General features: G+C 70.6%; 13 protein-coding genes and 1 pseudogene. 4 read left to right on the top strand and 10 right to left on the bottom strand.

The genetic code is table 11. The features are described from left to right. Positions 1 to 11: 11 nt before the first annotated feature. Positions 12 to 3,353 carry a S8 family peptidase gene (locus OG524_RS34555; RefSeq protein WP_405386296.1) on the bottom strand — a complete coding sequence of 1,114 codons (3,342 nt, stop codon included), beginning with the start codon at positions 3,351 to 3,353 and terminating at the stop codon, positions 12 to 14. Between the two features lie 470 nt (positions 3,354 to 3,823). Between OG524_RS34555 and OG524_RS34550 the strand changes: the two genes are divergently transcribed. The 3 genes from OG524_RS34550 (at position 3,824) to OG524_RS34540 (ending at position 7,517) form a co-directional block, all read left to right on the top strand. Further along, entirely contained in the window at positions 3,824 to 5,935 is a 2,112-nt protein-coding gene (locus OG524_RS34550; protein WP_405812326.1) for an acyltransferase family protein, read from the top strand. Between the two features lie 236 nt (positions 5,936 to 6,171). Next, complete coding sequence (locus OG524_RS34545; protein WP_405386300.1) at positions 6,172 to 6,498, top strand: hypothetical protein; 327 nt, start codon at positions 6,172 to 6,174, stop codon at positions 6,496 to 6,498. Between the two features lie 278 nt (positions 6,499 to 6,776). Further along, a complete protein-coding gene (locus OG524_RS34540; protein ID WP_405386302.1) occupies positions 6,777 to 7,517 on the top strand; it encodes a class I SAM-dependent DNA methyltransferase in 741 nt (246 codons plus the stop codon). A gap of 502 nt (positions 7,518 to 8,019) precedes the next feature. Here the strand turns inward: OG524_RS34540 and OG524_RS34535 are convergent. Beyond that, complete coding sequence (locus tag OG524_RS34535) at positions 8,020 to 8,244, bottom strand: hypothetical protein (RefSeq protein WP_405812553.1); 225 nt, start codon at positions 8,242 to 8,244, stop codon at positions 8,020 to 8,022. 154 nt (positions 8,245 to 8,398) lie between these two features. Beyond that, a pseudogene (locus OG524_RS34530) lies at positions 8,399 to 8,854 on the bottom strand (rhodanese-like domain-containing protein); the annotation flags it as partial. A gap of 74 nt (positions 8,855 to 8,928) precedes the next feature. Between OG524_RS34530 and OG524_RS34525 the strand changes: the two are divergent. Further along, on the top strand, positions 8,929 to 9,216 hold the full coding sequence (locus OG524_RS34525; RefSeq protein WP_384493298.1) for a metal-sensitive transcriptional regulator: 288 nt from the start codon (positions 8,929 to 8,931) through the stop codon (positions 9,214 to 9,216). Positions 9,217 to 9,236: 20 nt separating this feature from the next. Here the strand turns inward: OG524_RS34525 and OG524_RS34520 are convergent, their stop codons facing one another. The 7 genes from OG524_RS34520 to OG524_RS34490 all read right to left on the bottom strand — a co-directional run bounded on the left by OG524_RS34520 (position 9,237) and on the right by OG524_RS34490 (position 15,693). Then, positions 9,237 to 9,980 (bottom strand): sulfite exporter TauE/SafE family protein, encoded by a 744-nt coding sequence (locus OG524_RS34520; protein ID WP_405812325.1) that lies wholly within the window; start codon positions 9,978 to 9,980, stop codon positions 9,237 to 9,239. Next, on the bottom strand, positions 9,977 to 10,342 hold the full coding sequence (locus tag OG524_RS34515; protein ID WP_405393011.1) for a rhodanese-like domain-containing protein: 366 nt from the start codon (positions 10,340 to 10,342) through the stop codon (positions 9,977 to 9,979). The genes OG524_RS34520 and OG524_RS34515 overlap by 4 nt, the downstream gene beginning before the upstream one ends. 64 nt (positions 10,343 to 10,406) lie before the next feature. Continuing rightward, positions 10,407 to 11,765: a rhodanese-like domain-containing protein gene (locus OG524_RS34510; RefSeq protein ID WP_405812324.1), complete on the bottom strand. Its 1,359-nt coding sequence runs from the start codon at positions 11,763 to 11,765 to the stop codon at positions 10,407 to 10,409. A gap of 638 nt (positions 11,766 to 12,403) precedes the next feature. Continuing rightward, the gene (locus OG524_RS34505) at positions 12,404 to 12,970 is read right to left on the bottom strand and encodes a LysE family translocator (protein ID WP_405386310.1); all 567 of its coding nucleotides are present in this window, start codon (positions 12,968 to 12,970) and stop codon (positions 12,404 to 12,406) included. An 89-nt stretch (positions 12,971 to 13,059) separates the two neighbouring features. Then, positions 13,060 to 13,452, bottom strand: coding sequence for a RidA family protein (locus OG524_RS34500; protein ID WP_405812323.1), 393 nt, complete (start codon positions 13,450 to 13,452; stop codon positions 13,060 to 13,062). A gap of 26 nt (positions 13,453 to 13,478) precedes the next feature. Further along, positions 13,479 to 14,663: a pyridoxal-phosphate dependent enzyme gene (locus OG524_RS34495; RefSeq protein WP_405386314.1), complete on the bottom strand. Its 1,185-nt coding sequence runs from the start codon at positions 14,661 to 14,663 to the stop codon at positions 13,479 to 13,481. Between the two features lie 370 nt (positions 14,664 to 15,033). Next, a complete protein-coding gene (locus tag OG524_RS34490) occupies positions 15,034 to 15,693 on the bottom strand; it encodes a transcriptional regulator (protein WP_405386316.1) in 660 nt (219 codons plus the stop codon). Between the last annotated feature and the right edge of the window lie 274 nt (positions 15,694 to 15,967).

The following is a 15,967-nucleotide window of genomic DNA, read 5'->3' as shown; positions in this document are numbered from 1 at the left end:
CCCGTGCGGTGTCACCTGCCGAAGAAGGCGTCGTGGATCGTGACCGTCGACCGGTTGTCGTCCCTGTCGGTGACGACGGCCTTCAGCGAGATCGACCTGCCCTTCTCCGGGGCGCGTACCGTGATCTTGTCCGACCTGACCGGGACGGGCAGCCACTTCGTGTCGTCGTACGACACCAGGACCTGCAGCGTCTTCAGGCCGTCACCGGCAGCCGCGCCCTGTACCTCGACGGGGAAGGTCTGGTTGCCGCCGGCCGGAACGGTGGAGTCCAACGCGAGCTGCGGCAGGAAGCGGACCGTGGAGACCGGGAGCATGGCCGCACTCTCCGTACGGGCCGATCGGAAGGTCCACGAGGCGTCGATCCGGGTGCCGGTGCGGTTGATCGCCGGGTTCCGGTTGATCGTGGTCGCCACCGTGTACGCGGCGGAGTCCGACGGCAGCGTGAAGGGCTCCTGGTCGATGGCGGCGTCCTTCTGCGTGTACAGCTCGCCGTTGCGGTGGACGGTCGTGCTCGCACTCATGTACTCGGCGAACCCGGAATGGCCTGACCCGTCACTGACCAGCGGGAACGCGCCGTAGATGTCGTCGCCGTCGCGTACGATCCCGTCGTCCGCCTTCAACCGCGGGCCTGCAACACCGACGTTGAAGGTCTCGGTGTACGTCGCCCCCGCCGTGAACCGCTGCGGTCCGTCGAGCTCGTACGCCGAGTCGAAGTTCCGGTAGCCCGTCGGGTCCGCCTCACCCAGGACTCCCGCGACGATGTTCCAGGCGGCCCCGTCGGCCGTGGACAGGTACACATTCCGCGTTTCCGGTGCCGACCGCACCAGGTAGGGGGCGTCTACGCCGCCTCCCCAGTCCAGCATGCCGTGCGCCGCGAGGGCGCCGTCCAGACCGGGTACGGACGACCCGATCCTTGCCTTCACCAGGGCCATGTCCTTGGCCGTGTAGGTCTTGCTGTAGCCGGTGGCCAGCTCCTGGACCGGGCCGCCGGTGAGGACGTTGTATTCGGTGGTGCCCCGCTCCCAGTGCGCGGACCACTGCTGGGCGAGGACGCCCTCGTCCATCTTGGGACCCTGGTACGCGGTGCGCAGGTTGTCGAAGCTGCTGAACTCGCCCCCTTCGATGATGTAGGTCTCGGGTGTGTTCAGGGTGGACATCATTCCGGCGCGCGTGGGGCGCGCGGCGGCGTCCGGCACCTTGAAGTCCACCGGCCGGGTGGTCTGTGCGTCGAGGGTGACCGTGGTGGGACCGGTCACCGAGAGCTGCGGATTGTTGATCAGGTCGACGCCCTCCCTGGGGGCGGTGGGGTCGACCAGCATGTCGGCGGCGAGGCTGTAGGTGCCGCGCGGCAGCCGGACCGTGGTGGAGCCCGACGACAGATCCGGGAAGAACCGCAGGCCCGCGGCGGACTCGCGGTAACCCTTCAGGTCTGCCTGCCAGTTGGTACTGGCAGCACCGTCCCGCCCGATGGTCTTGAAAGTGACGTCGTACGACTCGCTCTCACGGTCCACCGAGGTCGTGGTGCGCACGGTCCGGCCGTCTCCGGACGCGACGACCGTGGCCGAGTACGAGCCGTCGACCGTGCCGCCGAGCCGGGTGTCGGCCGTCAGGTCCACGGCGGCGTCGCCGCCCGCCGGGACGGTGATCCGCTGCGCCCCGAGGGTGAAGAACCCGGCTGGGGCGGGCTGTCCGTCGCCGCCGGTGGGCGCCGTCAGCGACAGGTCGAGCGTCACGTCGGCGGTGCCGGTGTTCCGGTACGTCACCTGCTTGGTGACGGGTGCGTCGTCGGTGTGGGGCCACTGCTGGGTGCCCAGGCTGACCGAGCCCGGTTCGGAGACGAGCGTCTGGTCGATCGCCCTGTCGACGGTGAGCCGGCCCGCGCCCTGCTGGAAGACCGAGTGGGAGCCGTCCGTGGCCGAGCCCGTCAGGACGGCCTTGATCTGTGCGCCCGTCCAGGTGGGGTTCTTCTGCTTGAGGATCGCCGCGGCGCCGGCGACGTGCGGGGTCGCCATCGACGTGCCGCTCTGGCTGATGTATCCGGGAGGGTTCTGCCCCGGGGTGCCGACGGCGGCGGCTGCCGTGATCTCGACGCCCGGCGCGGTGATGTCGGGCTTGACGGCGCCGTCCCCGGTGCGGGGACCGACGCTGGAGAAGTCGGCGATCTGTTCGTCGTCGTCGACGGCGCCGACCGTCAGGGCCGCGTCCGCGCTGCCCGGCGACGCGACCGTACCCCGCCCCGGCCCGCTGTTGCCCGCGGCTATCGCGAACAGGATGCCCTTCTCCGCGGAGATCTTGTTGACCTGGGCCTCCAGTGGGTCGATCCCCAGGGTGTCGGGACTGCCCAGGCTCATGTTGATGACGTCGGCACCCTGGGCGACGGCCCAGTCGACCCCGGCGAGGATGCCGGAGTCGTCACCGACGCCCCGGTCGTCCAGCACCTTGGCGTTGATCAACCGGGCGCCGGGCGCCACGCCCTTGAACCGGGTGTCCTTCGCCCCGGAACCGGCCGCGATGGAGGCCACGTGCGTGCCGTGGCCGACACGGTCCAGGGCGTCCGGGGAGCCGCTGAAGTTCCGCGCCGCCACCACACGGCCCGTCAGGTCCGGGTGGGTGGCGTCGATCCCGGTGTCCACGACGGCGATCTTCACACCGGTACCGTCGTACGAGCGGGCCCAGGCCGCCGGGGCGCCGATCTGTCCGGTACTGCGGTCGAGCGACGCCTTCCGTACGCCGTCCAGCCAGATCCTCGCGATACCGGAGGTCCTGGCCGCCGAACCGTCGTCCCGCTGACGGGTCACGGCGTCCCACAGCGAACCCTTGCTGTCGGTGGCTCCGGCGTCGGTGACGGCATCGGCATGGAGGGCCGAAAGGGTCCGGCGGACGGTGGTGCCGTCGGAGGACCGCACCTCTGCGCGAGCTGACTCGGCCGCCGATCCCCGGTAACCGACGATCACCTTCAGGCCCGCCCGGTTGGCCTTGCGGCTCGCAGGTTCGGCGAGTCCGGTGACGTCGAACAGCCGCTCGTCCAGGGTGCCGTCGGCGATCAGTCGCCGGGCGTCGCGCGGCATCACATAGGTACGGCCGTCCTGCGTCCGGGTGAAGAAGGGGATGTCCTCCCGGCCCTTCGCCCGCTGGATACCGCCGACCCGGCCACGGGAGTCCACCTGCACCCGGTCACCGGTGATCAAGGTGACGGTGTGCACGGTCCTGCCGGCCGTCCCCAAGCCCTTGGCGCCGACCGGGGCTGTCGTGTCCGGGCCGCTGGTCTTCGCCGTTGCCGGGCCGGTCATGCCCGCGGTCAGGACGACGGCGGCCGCAGCGACGGCGTACGCCTTCTTTGATCGTTTACGCAAGATTGTCCCTGCTCAGGAGTGAATCGGGCGGGCGAAGGCCCAGCCCGCACGGGGTGTGTTCGGATTCGTTCGACCCCGGGGCCCTGAAGTATTCCGGGGTCGCTCGGACGCACTCAATGATCGTTGTGTAACAGCCGCTCGGGATGATCCGGCTTACCCGGGAGGGCATCCGGCCCCCGATTCCCCGCACATGCGGAAGCATGGGCGCACCGCCGGCGGGCGACCGGCATTCACGACCTGGGGCGTCGCTGCCTGATGCCGGCTCGCGGAGGAACACGCCGTACCGGCTCTCGCTCAAGGCGTGTCACCGCACCGGAAGGTGAACCGTTGATTTCCCGCGGCTGAATCTTCTCGGCTGCGGCGGGGTCGGGTCGGCAACAGCGCAACCCCGTGCGGCGGTGGACAGCTCCTCTTGGCTGAAGCACCTCCCTCAGCCGAAGCATGCCGGTCCCCCGAGGAGTCACTCCCTGATGCCGAGCACCACGTCCGTCCCGATACCCGAGGTCACGACGAGCGGCAGATCCGCACCGTCCGAAGGCCACGCCCTGCGGCTCGACATCCAGGGGCTGCGCGCGGTGGCCGTCGGGCTGGTGGTCCTCTCCCACTCCGGCGTACCCCTGGTCGGCGGCGGATACATCGGGGTCGACGTCTTCTTCGTGATTTCCGGCTTCCTGATCACGTCGCTGCTGCTGCGCGAGCTCGCCACCACCGGCCGGGTGTCGGTCCGTTCGTTCTACGCCCGCCGGGCACTGCGGCTGCTTCCCGCGTCGTCCCTGGTCATCGCCGTCACACTGGGCGGGGCATGGCTGTTCCTGTCGAAGGCGCGGCTCGCCGAGTACGCGGGGGACGCCCTCGCCGGCGCGCTGTACGCGGTCAATTTCCGGCTGGCGGCGGCCGGTACGGACTATCTCGCCCAGAACAGCCCGCCGTCGCCGTTCCAGCACTTCTGGTCACTCGCCGTGGAGGAGCAGTTCTACCTGGTGTGGCCGCTGCTCCTGCTGCTCGCCTGGCGGGCCACCCGCGGCCGGCGCCGGCCGATCGCGGTGCTGCTCGGGGTGCTGTGCCTGGGATCGTTCGCGGCGGGCGTCATCGAGACGAACTCCTCGGCCCCCTGGGCGTACTTCGGCTCCCTCACCCGGGCCTGGGAGCTGGGTGCCGGCGCGCTCCTGGCGCTGGGCGCCGGCCGGCTGCGACGGCTGCCGGCCGCAATCGCGGCCCCGCTGACCTGGGTCGGCCTCGCCGGCGTCACGCTGGCAGCGGTCTGGTTCGACGTCGAGACGCCCTTCCCCGGCCACCACGCCCTGCTGCCGGTCGCGGGCGCCGCCCTCATCCTGGCCGGCGGCTGCGTGCCCACCCCGCAGGGCGCGGCGTGGCTGTTGGGGCGGCGGCCGCTCGTCTGGCTCGGCGGTCTGTCGTACGGCTGGTACCTGTGGCACTGGCCGCTGCTGGTCATAGCCCCTGCGGCGCTGGGCATCGTCGACGGCACCGCCGGCGTACCGCTCGCGCTCGGGCTGTCCGTGGCAGCGCTGGGCCTGGCGTGGCTGACCCTGCGCCTCGCCGAGAACCCGGTCCGCTTCCACCGGGCCTTCCGCAAGCGCCCGCACCGCGCCCTGGTTCTCGGGGCCGCGCTGTCGTCCGGCGTCTCGGCGCTGTCCCTGACGGCGACGGCGGTGCCGCCGACGATCGAGGTGGGCGGGCCCGCGCCGGCGCTGGCGCCTGCTCTCTCCGACGCACCGGCCCCGCAGGCGCGTCTCACCGAACTCCTGGCGTCGTCCCCCACGTCCCTGCCGAGCAACCTCGCCCCGCCCCTGCTGAAGGTGAGGTCCTCCCGCTCCGCGGTCTACCGGGACAACTGCCACGTCAACTACGCCGCCACCACCACCGGGCCCTGCGTCTACGGCGACCGGACGTCCTCGCGTACGGTCGTCCTGCTCGGCGACTCGCACGCGGCCCAGTGGTTCCCGGCCCTGGAACGGCTCGCGACCACACACGGCTGGAAACTGGTCTCGCTGACGAAGGCCTCCTGCAAGGTCGCCGCCGTGACCATCGTCAGCGGCCACGAGCCGTACACCGCCTGCGACACCTGGCGCACCGCAGCGATGGCGAGGATCGAGACCCTGCACCCCGACCTGGTCGTCGTCTCCTCCTCGGACGCCGGAGACCCGTTCCGCCCCACCGCCGACCCCCTCGGCCAGTGGACCACCGGCTTCGAGCACACCTTCCGCGAGCTGGCCGACCCCGGCACCCGGGTCGCCGCCCTGCTCGACACCCCGTGGCCCAAGGGCGACCCGGTCGACTGCGCCGCCGAGAACTCCCTGCAACTGCGCGCCTGCGCGAACCACTTGCCGGACGCGACGCGCGACGCGACCCGCGGTGCCGCCCTCCGCGCCGCCGCGTCCACAACGGCCACCACGGTCATCGACCCCACCCCGTGGCTCTGCGCCCCCGGCACCGGCATCTGCCCCGTGGTCGTCGCCGACACGGCCGTCTACCGGGACGAGAGCCACCTCTCGGAGGCGTACGCGGAGGCGCTCGTCCCGGTTCTGGCTCCATCGCTGGACCGCCTGGTGGGTGCGCCGTGAACACACCGGGTGAACGAGGCGCCGGTGACCGGGCGAGCGGGGTGATGGCGATTCCTCGATGTCTCCGGGCGCCGTACCAGTCCGAGTGGTCGATGACGTCGCCGTTGGAGCAGTTGTCGGCGTGGTCACCCACCCACGTCGGACCGATCAGGTTCGAACTCCTTTGCTCGGTGGCAGACTTGAGGTGTGTGCGGTACGCGACGCCGACCGCGTCGTCCCAGGGAAGGCGGCTTTACATGATCACTGTTCGTCGTGCGCTTGCCCGTCTCCGAAAGGCCTTCGCCGCGCATCCGCCCGTCCCCGTTCCGCCACGGGACCCGTCCCGGCCACGGCACAACGTCTTCGAAGCCGCCGCGACCTATGTGACCGCGAGCGCCGAGGACGACGCGGACCGCCTCGACGAAGCGGCCGGCTGGGTCGCACCCGACGCCCTGGCCTTCGGGATCAACGAGCTCGCCTGCCGAGCGGTGATCGCTCTGGCCAGGGAGCGAGACGAGTCCGTCGAAGTCGTGGCACGCGGCCTGCTCGGCCTGCCCCGAGCCGAACACTCCCGGCCGGTGTAGGACTCCCCACGAAATGATCTCCGAGGTGGCCGGATCACTCCGAGACCGGTGATGCGCAGGTGCTGGGTCGCTCGGCCGAAGCCACGGGAAGTCGACGACAAGCTGTGGCCGGCGCACTCCGCGCCGAGAGGAACGACCACACCACTGCAGTGGCCGTGCGCCCGGGCCGGGCTGTGCCCTGAAGGGTCTGTACCGGCCAGCCCCGAACTGTGTGATCGGAGCCGGTGGAAGGTAATTGCGTCGACAGCGCCCCTCGGTACCCGGCAAAGTGGCGGCCCGTGACGAGCAGTGAGCTGTGGACCCGTGCGACCGCCGACCGCTATGACGCCGAGGAGACCGAGATGTCCTCGGCCGCCGTTCTCGGACCGACCCTCGCCTTCCTCGCCGAGCTCGCCGGAGACGGCCGGGCACTGGAGTTCGCCATCGGGACCGGACGAGTGGGCGTCCCGCTCCGGGAACGCGGCGTGCCGGTGGTGGGCATCGAACTGTCCGAGCACATGGCAGCGGTGCTGCGGCGCAAGACCGACGAGGACACGCTCCCGGTCGTCATCGGGGACATGGCCACCACCGTCGTTCCCGGCGAGTTCACCCTGGTCTATCTCGTCTACAACACCATCACGAACCTGCTCACGCAGGACGAGCAGGTCGAGTGCTTCCGCAACGCCGCACGTCATCTGAAGCCCGGCGGCCGATTCGTCATCGAGCTGGGCGTGCCGCCGCTGCGGCTCCTGCCGCCCGGCCAGGTCGCGGTGCCGTTCGACGTCTCGGAGCAGCATCTCGGCTTCGACACCTTCGACCTCGTCGAGCAGATTCTCGTCTCGCACCACTTCACCCGCGACGGCGACGACGGCCGCTACCGCCGAGGCAACTCCCGGCACCGCTACGCCTGGCCGGCAGAGCTCGACCTGATGGCACGGATCGCCGGGCTCGAGAGGGAACGTCGCGTCTCGGACTGGGACGGGACGCCGTTCACCCAGGACTCCGCAAAGCACATCTCCGTGTGGCGCAAGCCGACCTGAGGTTCGGCCACCGGGCCGTCAACGCAAGCCGTGCCTGTCGTGAAACTCCTACCGGGAGTTCAGGCGTCGCCGGCAGCTCGGTGCGCATCCGAGGGTGAGGAAGGCTTCGTGGATGTCATCGCGAATCTCCCAGCGGATCCGCAGGCACCGGGACCAGTGCAGGTGGGCGAATGCTCACCCCACGAACCGGCGTTGGGCACCGAGTCCTGAACCACGCTCGGTGTCCCGGCGGGGGATCAGCGCTATACGCAGAGATACTTCGGACGCGGCGGCGGTACTTGTCGTGGTCCGTGGCCGCGGTCGCCCAGCACCACATCCGGGAGTGCCGGAGCCGGCCGCGTCGGCACCGGGCGCCGCTGGCGGGGAGTGCCGGCCTGGCAGGTCGACGAGGTTCACACGCCCGCTACTCGACGACCTTCCAGCCCTCGACCGCGAGCAGGACGAACATCAGGTCAACCGGCCTCCCACAGGGTGCAGTTGACGCGGATGGCCCGAATCCGACTCAGCCGCGCTGGAGCCGGTCCGGGTCCAGGCGGTCCGCCGGACCGGCGGCGGTGAAGGCAGCTTCCAGCTCCTTGCGGCCCTGCGTGAAGTGCGTCCGGCTGTCGTGGTGAGCGGGGACCACGCGGCGGGCGCCGAGGATCTCGGTGGCCTGGGCGGTCTGCGCACTGTCCAGGACGACCAGGCCGCCCTCGAAAACGACAGGGAGGCGGGGGGGGGCCGGCAAACAGGACGGCGGTGTCCACCGGCCCGAACCGCTCGGCGATCTGCCTGACCGCGTCGAGCGACGCGTTGTCGCCGCTGACGTAGACGGTCGACGAGCCGTCTCCGGTCAGGACGAAGCCGACGACCTGGCCCGTGACCGGCTCGACCTCCTCGGCAGCGATGCCGGCCGAGACGACCTGGAAGGCGGGGTGGACCAGGAAGCCGACGAGCAGACCCGGCAGGACGACGGTTCCCGCTGCGAAGCGGACCTGCCGCTCCATGCCCCACCTGGCGCGGGTGGCCCCCCGGGGGCGGTGCAGGTCGTGGCCGTCGGCCGCCCAGGCACCGGTGCCGCCGGAGAGGGTGGCGGCACCGATCCCGCTCCCGGCGAGAATCCGGCAGGCGTTCCGGGAGCGGGCACCGGAGGCGCACACGACCAGGACATCACCGCGGTCAACCGCGTGGCGGATGTCGGGCAGGGCCTGCTGGATCCGGTCGAGGGGGATGTTGAGGGCGCCGGGGAGGTGACCGCCGGCGTACTCGCCCGGGGTACGGACGTCGATGACGGTCAGTTCGTGCAGGCGGGTACGGGCCTGATCGATGTGGAGGTGATGATCGCGGTCGTGGCAGATGCCATCCTTGCTTGTCGACGGTGCCCCGGCCAAGGGGAGTATATTACCCCTGGGGGTATTTATGAGGAGTGATGATGGAGCTTGAACTGGCAGGAGCGGAACTGAAGTCGGTCCTGAACCGGTTGCGCCGGGCTCAGGGGCAGATCTCCGGAGTGATCCGGATGATCGAGGAAGGCCGGGACTGCGAGGAGGTCGTCACACAGCTGGCGGCCGCGTCGCGGGCGCTCGACCGGGCCGGCTTCGCGATCATCGCGACCGGCCTCCAGCAGTGCCTGACGGAGATGGCGGACGGGCAGCGCTCCGGCGAGGACCCGAACGAGATGCGTGCCCGGCTGGAGAAGCTGTTCCTCTCCCTGGCCTGACCTCTCGGGGGCCTTCGTGATCAGACGATCACGTCGACGAGCATGAGGGCCGCCACCGCCAGCAGAGCGAAGGCGAAGGCCTTCTGCAGGGTCACGCCCGTGATCTTCGTGGCGAGGCGTTTGCCGTCCCAGGCGCCGAGAATTGCGGCTCCCGCGAACGGTGCGATCACCTCCCATCGTAGGTCACCACCGGTTCCCGATCGTGCGGTGAGCGCGGCCAGGGAGTTGACGGTGATGACCAGCAGGCTGGTGCCCACGGCCTGCTTCATGCGCAGACCGAGCACGCTCACCAGGGCGGGAACGGCGAGGAATCCGCCGCCCACACCGAGGAATCCGGTCACGGCCCCCAGCCCGGCACCCGCTCCGACCGCCTTGGCGGGCCGTGGCCGTTCCGGCGGTCCGGCGTTCGAGGGCCGCAGCATCCGCAGGGCCGCCAGCGCGGCGACGGCGGCGAATGCCGTGGTGAGAGCCACTTCCGGCAGACGGCCTGCGAGAGCTCCGGCGAGGAACGCCGGAACGACACCGGCCGCGGCGAACAACAGCCCCGTTCGCCAGGCGACGTTCCCGTCCCTGGCATGGGCGTAGAGGGCGCCGGCCGAGGTCGCGGTGACGATGATCAGGCCGGCGGTGACGGCCGCCGCCGGTGAGAAGTCGAGCAGGTAGATCAGCGCGGGTACGGCGAGGACGCTGCCACCTCCGCCGAGGGCCCCGAGTGCAAGACCGATGAAGGTCCCGGCAACGAGGGCGAGAACGAGGGTCGTCACGCTATCGAGCCGCTGTTCCCGCGTTCGTCGAGGACCGGGTACCCGGCGGCGGCCCACGCGTTCATGCCGCCTTGGACGTCCACCGCGTCCGTTCCCCGCTCCGCGAGGAGCTTCACCGCCTGCCGGGACCTGTGCCCGCTGCGGCAGATCACCACGACGGGGCTGCCGTGCACCTCTTGCGGCAGCGCGGCGCCCGCGACCAGCCCGGTCAGCGGTGCGTGCACCGCACCGGGGGCGTGGCCGATCCTCCACTCGGGTTTCTCGCGCACGTCCAGCAGAACGGCCTCGGGCCGGTCGCCGCCGGTGCGTGTACGCGCCTCGTCGACGGACAGGCGCTGCTCGCTCCTACGGAAGAGGAACATCATCGACGTCACCTTTCTCGTTCGGGTGGGATCACCACCGGTTCGACCCGGCAATCTCTTGAATTCAGGCGGTGACGACGGCCAGCCCGGCCTCCGCGGCGGCATCGAAGCCGTCATCCACGGCGACGGCACGCCGCCCTGCGGCATCCAGCAGCGAGGCGGCGATTCCGGCGCGCATTCCGCCGGCACAGTGCACCCAGACCGTGCCGTCGGGCACCTCGCCGACGCGCCGGTGCAGCTGATGTACGGGGATGTGGACCGAACCCGCGATCCAGCCGGCCGCGCGCTCCGAGTCACGGCGCACATCCAGCACGACGATCCGGTCCGTGTCCTGCCCGGCCAGTCCCGCAAAGGTGGAGCGGGGGAACGAAGCCGCGCTCTCCCCGTCACGCAACCAGTCACCGGGTCCACCGGTCGCGGCGGCGACCGGGCGGTCGATGCCGACCCGGACCAGCTCGCGCTGGGCGGCGGCAAGCTGTTCCGCGGACTCGGCGAGCAGGGTGACCGGCCTGCCCCAGGGGATCATCCAGGCCAGGTAGGTCGCGAGCTTTCCATCGGCCTCGAAGTTGAACGAACCCGCCACGTGCCCTTCGGCGAAAGCCATCCGGCTGCGCAGGTCCACCACCCACTCCCCCGCCGCGAGCCGGGCGCCGATCTCGTCCGGATCGGCGGGAGCGGGCGGAGTCAGGTCCACCGGCGCGGGGCCGGCCGTGTTGATCGGGCCCATGTACGCGTAGTAGGCGGGCACGTCCTCCAGACCCGCGAGCAGGTCGGCGACGAAGGTGTCCGCATCGACGGTGAGGGCCGCGTTGGTGATCCTCTCCTTGCCGATCGTGGTCGCGTCTCCGTCGGCCTGCGCGGAGGAACAGAAACTGCCGAACCCATGAGTGGGCAGCACCGGCGTCTCGTCCGGCAGGGAGTCCGCGAGACGACGGGCCGAGGCGTGCTGTGCGCGCGCCAGCTGTTCGGTCAGGCGCGGCTCGACGAGATCCGGGCGGCCGACCGTGCCTATCAGCAGGGAACCACCGGTGAAGGCGGCCACCGGGCTGCCCGCCTCGCTGAGCACGTAGGTGGTGTGGTGCGGCGTGTGCCCCGGGGTGGCCACCGCCACCAGAGTCAGTCCCGTGTCGATGTCGACGGTGTCGCCGTCGGCGACCGCGGTCCGGGCGAACGAGACGCGCGCACCGGCCGGGACCAGGTAGGCGGCTCCGGTGATCCGCGCCAGTTCCAGGCCGCCGGTGACGTAGTCGTTGTGGATGTGGGTCTCCATCACATGGGTTATCCGCACACCGCGCAGGGTGGCGGCCGCCAGGACCCGGTAGACGTCGCGGGGCGGGTCCACCACTACCGCGATCCTCTCGCCACCCGCCAGGTAACTGCGGTTGCCGAGCCCTTCCTGCGTGATGGTGTCGATGAAGAACACCTGGACTCCCTTCCTCGTAGATTACCCCCGGGGGTATGTCACTCACATTAACACCATTACCCCCGGGGGTATATTCCGTGTGGCACCCCGCGCATGCGAACCGAGCTCCCGGGCATCGCCGGACGCAAGGAGTACGAGACGGAATTCCGCGCCCGGCGACTGCCGACGAGAGCGGCGCGGAGCGTTCGGAAGATCGCCGCAGGCCGTCGTCCCGGTCCCTCGCAGATCACCGCTTCGGCATCCCGACCGGACGGACGTCCGGCCACGCTCGGTCACCACAGGGAGCCGCACCTGCTCCTCGACGTCCGCACCGCTCCCGACGTCCGGCAGACCGGGCACACCGTCAGCAGACGCCGGCTTGCAGACGCCGCCGCGAGGTCCGTCAGCGCTGTCACTGTGTGGCGGCTGCCGGGGCCGCAGGCCTGCCGTCGGCACCAGCAACCGCCGCTCCCCCGGCCGACTGTTCGGCGCACCGGCCTGGGTGTCGAACCCCAGGACGATCCGGGGTGAGCATCGCGTCCGGCTCGCCGCCCTCGGCTCCTCCGGGCTGTTCACGCGCGACGTGTCACGCACCCGACGGGCGCCGCAGCGCCTGCGGGCTACAGACCGGGCCGCGTACGTCACACCGCCCTTCAGGGTCAGGGCTGGGAGGTGGCGACCTTGATGCCGAATCCGATCAGGACGAAACCTGTGATGCGGTCCAGGGTGCGTCGCACGGCCTGCATCTCGAAGAACGTACGGGCCTTGGCCGGCACCGGCACGTAGCTGCCGAGGCAGACGAGAGTGAGGGCCGCGTGGATGAGGACCAGCAGGGACATCCCCAGGTGCGGCGAGAAGCCGGACGGCGCGAGCGTGGGCAGCAGGCCCGTGCAGAAGACGGTGATCTTCGGGTTGCAGACGTTGCCGACCAACCCGGTACGCCACGGATTGCCGACGGGAGTGCTCGCTGCCTGACTCACCGGGCGGCTTCGCCGGCTCTGCAGCAACGTCTGGACACCCAGGAAGCCGGGACAGAGGGCACCGGCGAGCTTGACGACCGCGTACGCCGTGGCGGACGCCGCCAGGACGGCGGCCAGACCCACCGCGGTGAGGACGCCCCGTATGAGCAGTCCCGCCGTGATGCCCCCGACCGTGCGGAGGCCGTCCTGCCAGCCTGACGCCATGGCCCGCTTGGTCACCACCGCCATGTCCGGGCCGGGAACCATGATCAGGACAGCGAGTACGCCGGTAGCCGCGCGGAGCTGAACGAGTACGGGCTCAGTCTCGCACCCACGCCGCGGAACCCCGCCACGGGTCAGGTGCCGGCGGCAGCGACTGCCTGGACCTCGACCGCTGCGCCGTAATGCAGGCTCGACACCCCGGCGACCGCACGGGAGGGACGGTGCGCGCCGATCCACTCGGCGTACAGGGCGTCGAACTCCGGCCAGTCGGCCATGTTGCTGACGTAGACCGTGACGGCGAGCAGACGGTCACGGGAGGTCCCGGCTGCGACGAGGCAGTTGTCGAGGTTGTCGAGGGTCTGGCGTGCCTGTACTGCGAACGGCGCGTCCGTGATCGCCACACCCTCGGGGGTGACCGGGAGCTGACCCGACACGTACACCACCCCGGCGTGGGTGGCGGTGTGCGCGTAGTGGCCGCGTGGCGGAACGAGGTCGGCGCTGTCTCGGAGCTGGATGCCGGTGGGCAAGGCGGAACTCCCTGGTGTGGTAGGGGTCATGACAGGTCGGCAGAAGTGCCGTCGAAGATCCCCGACATCCGCTCGGCGGACTTGAGTCCGGAGCCGGTCAGTACCACGACCGTGGTCTGCCCGGGCCTGATGGTCCCGTCGGCGATGAAGTGCTCCAGGGCCGCGGCGGCGACGGCGCTCGTCGGCTCGGCGTACAACCCCTGTGCGACCAGGCGGCGCTGGGCTTCGGCGATCTCACGTTCCGGCACGGCGTAGCCGGCGCCGCCGGAACGGGTGATGGCGGCGACCGTCTCCGGCAGGCGTACGGGGCGCGCGATCGAGGCGCCTTCGGCGATGGTCGGCAGCCGTTCGCCCCGCGACTCCGGGTCGATCCCGTTGAGGGTGTCGACGATGGTGGCCCAGTGTTCCGGCTGTCCGACGAGCAACCGTGGCCGGTGGCCGATCTGGCCGGCGGCCAGCAGTTCGGTGAAGGCCAGGTCGCAGCCCAGGATGACGCTGCCGGCTCCCGCTACGAGCACCACGTTGTCCGGCGCCCGGAAACCGAGCATCTCCCAGAGTTCGTAGGCCAGTGTCTTGGTGCCTTGCAGGAACATCGGGTGCCAGTTGTGGCTGGCGTAGGGGATCTCCGCGGACTGGCGGACCGCTTCGGCGGCGACCTCGTCCCGGGTTCCGGGCACCCTCTCGATCTCGGCGCCGAAGGCCCTGGCCTGGAGGACCTTCGCCTCCGATGTGGCAGCGGGGACGATGATCTTCGCCGGGATCCTGGCAGCCGCCGCGTAGGCGGCCACCGCCGAGCCTCCGTTGCCCGAGCTGTCCTCCAGGAGGCGTTCGGCGCCGGTGTCCCGCAGATGGGAGACCATCACGCTCACGCCGCGGTCCTTGAAACTCGACGTCGGGTTGAACCATTCGAGCTTGAAGTGCACGGAGTGGCCCGACCACTCGGATTCGATCAAGGGGGTCCACCCTTCGCCGAGACTCACCCGCGCTCCGGGGGTGATCGGCAGGGCTGCCTGATAGCGCCACAGGGACCGTTCCCCGGTGACGATCTGGTCAGCGGTGATACCGGGAAGTGGGGTGACCATCAGGGGTGACCGGTCGTCGCCGCGCCACCGCGGATCGGTGAGTTCGTAGCGCGTGCCGGAGCGGTCGATGAGCTCAGGTGTAGTGGTGCGGCCCTCGGCTGCCGCCGAGAAGGACGGTGTGGTGGGCAAGGTGAAGGCTCCTTCGGACGTGGGCTCGACGGCGCCGGTGAGAACGACCGTGGTACCGGGGGACATTGCCGTGTGCCGTCAGGTACTCGGCCGTGTCCGGGCCATGGGTGACCACGACGCCGATACCGTGGGGGAGATCCTGTGGAGTCGCGGCGAAGATCCCGGGGAGTCGCGGCGATCCCGGTCCGGTCCTCGTCCGTCGGTGGTGACGTCGAGTCCTTGCCGATGATGCCGGTGATTCCGTCCGTGATCTCGGCACGTCCCTGGGCCGGGAACCATGGCGCGGCGGGCGCGCGGATCCCCAGCGTGCCCGCCAGGGGCTGTACACCTTGTCGACGGTGCCCCCGCCGCGACGGTGTGCAGGGGTGCTCTAGTCACGTCCATGGCCGGCCTTGAGGGTCTTGTAGACGGCGGCGCGCGAGACGCCGAGCCGGGTGCTGATCCTGCGGACGGCTCCGCGCGCCTGCAGCAGCCCGCGCTCGTCGATCCGGCGCAGGACCTCGGCGCGTTCGGCCGTGGTCAGGTCGGTCAGCTCTTTGCCGCGGGACCGGGCCTCGTACAGCAGGATCTCGTCGAGCGCCGCGTCGAAGCTTGACGGGAACTCGGTCGTCGGGACGGTTTCCGGCCCGGACCCGCCCAGCATCATGTCGAGTTGGTCCCGCAGAGTGTGCAGGGCGGTGGTGTCCACGTTGATGCAGAGGCAGCCGATGACGCGTCCGCCGCTGTCCCGCAAGGGGATTGTCGAGCTCCTGATCATCCGGCCGTCCGGGGTGCGGTTGCGGTAGTTGATGTCCGGCCGTGCCGCGTCACCGGCGGCGAGCATGCGCCGGCCGATCTCGCTCATCGGGTCTCCGGCACGTCGTCCCGTGACCGACCCCCCGACCGCCACGACCGAGCTCTCGGGGTTGCGGTAGTCGTGCACCAGTACTTCACAGTGATCGCCGACCGTGGCGGCGATGCCGTCGACGCCGGCGGCGACGGCCGCGAGGATCGCGTCAGCCTCGGTCCCGTTCGGCTCTGATCCCTCCACGGGCTCCCCCTTCAGCTCCACCCTGGTCGACATTCGGTCAAGCAAGTATAGACAGAATGAAACCCTGGATTCTTCTTCCCGGAGTCGTCGAGCACGCGTCCGACGGCCACGGCGACAGCTCTACGGGGCCCGCTCCGCGCGGGCGTGCCGCTCGGCCGGGGCGGGCCGGTGCACTACACCAACAGGCATACGCGGGATCCCGGAACAGGGGGCGTACGAACGTACATTCCTCAGCGAACGGTGATGTCCTCACCCACGACGAGCAAGGACACCA

Source organism: Streptomyces sp. NBC_01520 (assembly GCF_045040375.1).
Lineage (GTDB): Bacteria > Actinomycetota > Actinomycetes > Streptomycetales > Streptomycetaceae > Streptomyces.
Note: the sequence above shows the minus strand (reverse complement) of the source record. Positions and strands in the feature narration are given on the sequence as shown.

What these genes read in the sequence shown, in the direction of transcription:
- OG524_RS34550 (WP_405812326.1), top strand. Translation starts at nt 3,824, where the DNA reads ATGCCGAGCACCACGTCCGTCCCGATACCCGAGGTCACGACGAGCGGC.
- OG524_RS34525 (WP_384493298.1), top strand. Translation starts at nt 8,929, where the DNA reads ATGGAGCTTGAACTGGCAGGAGCGGAACTGAAGTCGGTCCTGAACCGG.
- OG524_RS34545 (WP_405386300.1), top strand. Translation starts at nt 6,172, where the DNA reads ATGATCACTGTTCGTCGTGCGCTTGCCCGTCTCCGAAAGGCCTTCGCC.
- OG524_RS34505 (WP_405386310.1), bottom strand. Translation starts at nt 12,970, where the DNA reads ATGGTTCCCGGCCCGGACATGGCGGTGGTGACCAAGCGGGCCATGGCG.
- OG524_RS34515 (WP_405393011.1), bottom strand. Translation starts at nt 10,342, where the DNA reads ATGTTCCTCTTCCGTAGGAGCGAGCAGCGCCTGTCCGTCGACGAGGCG.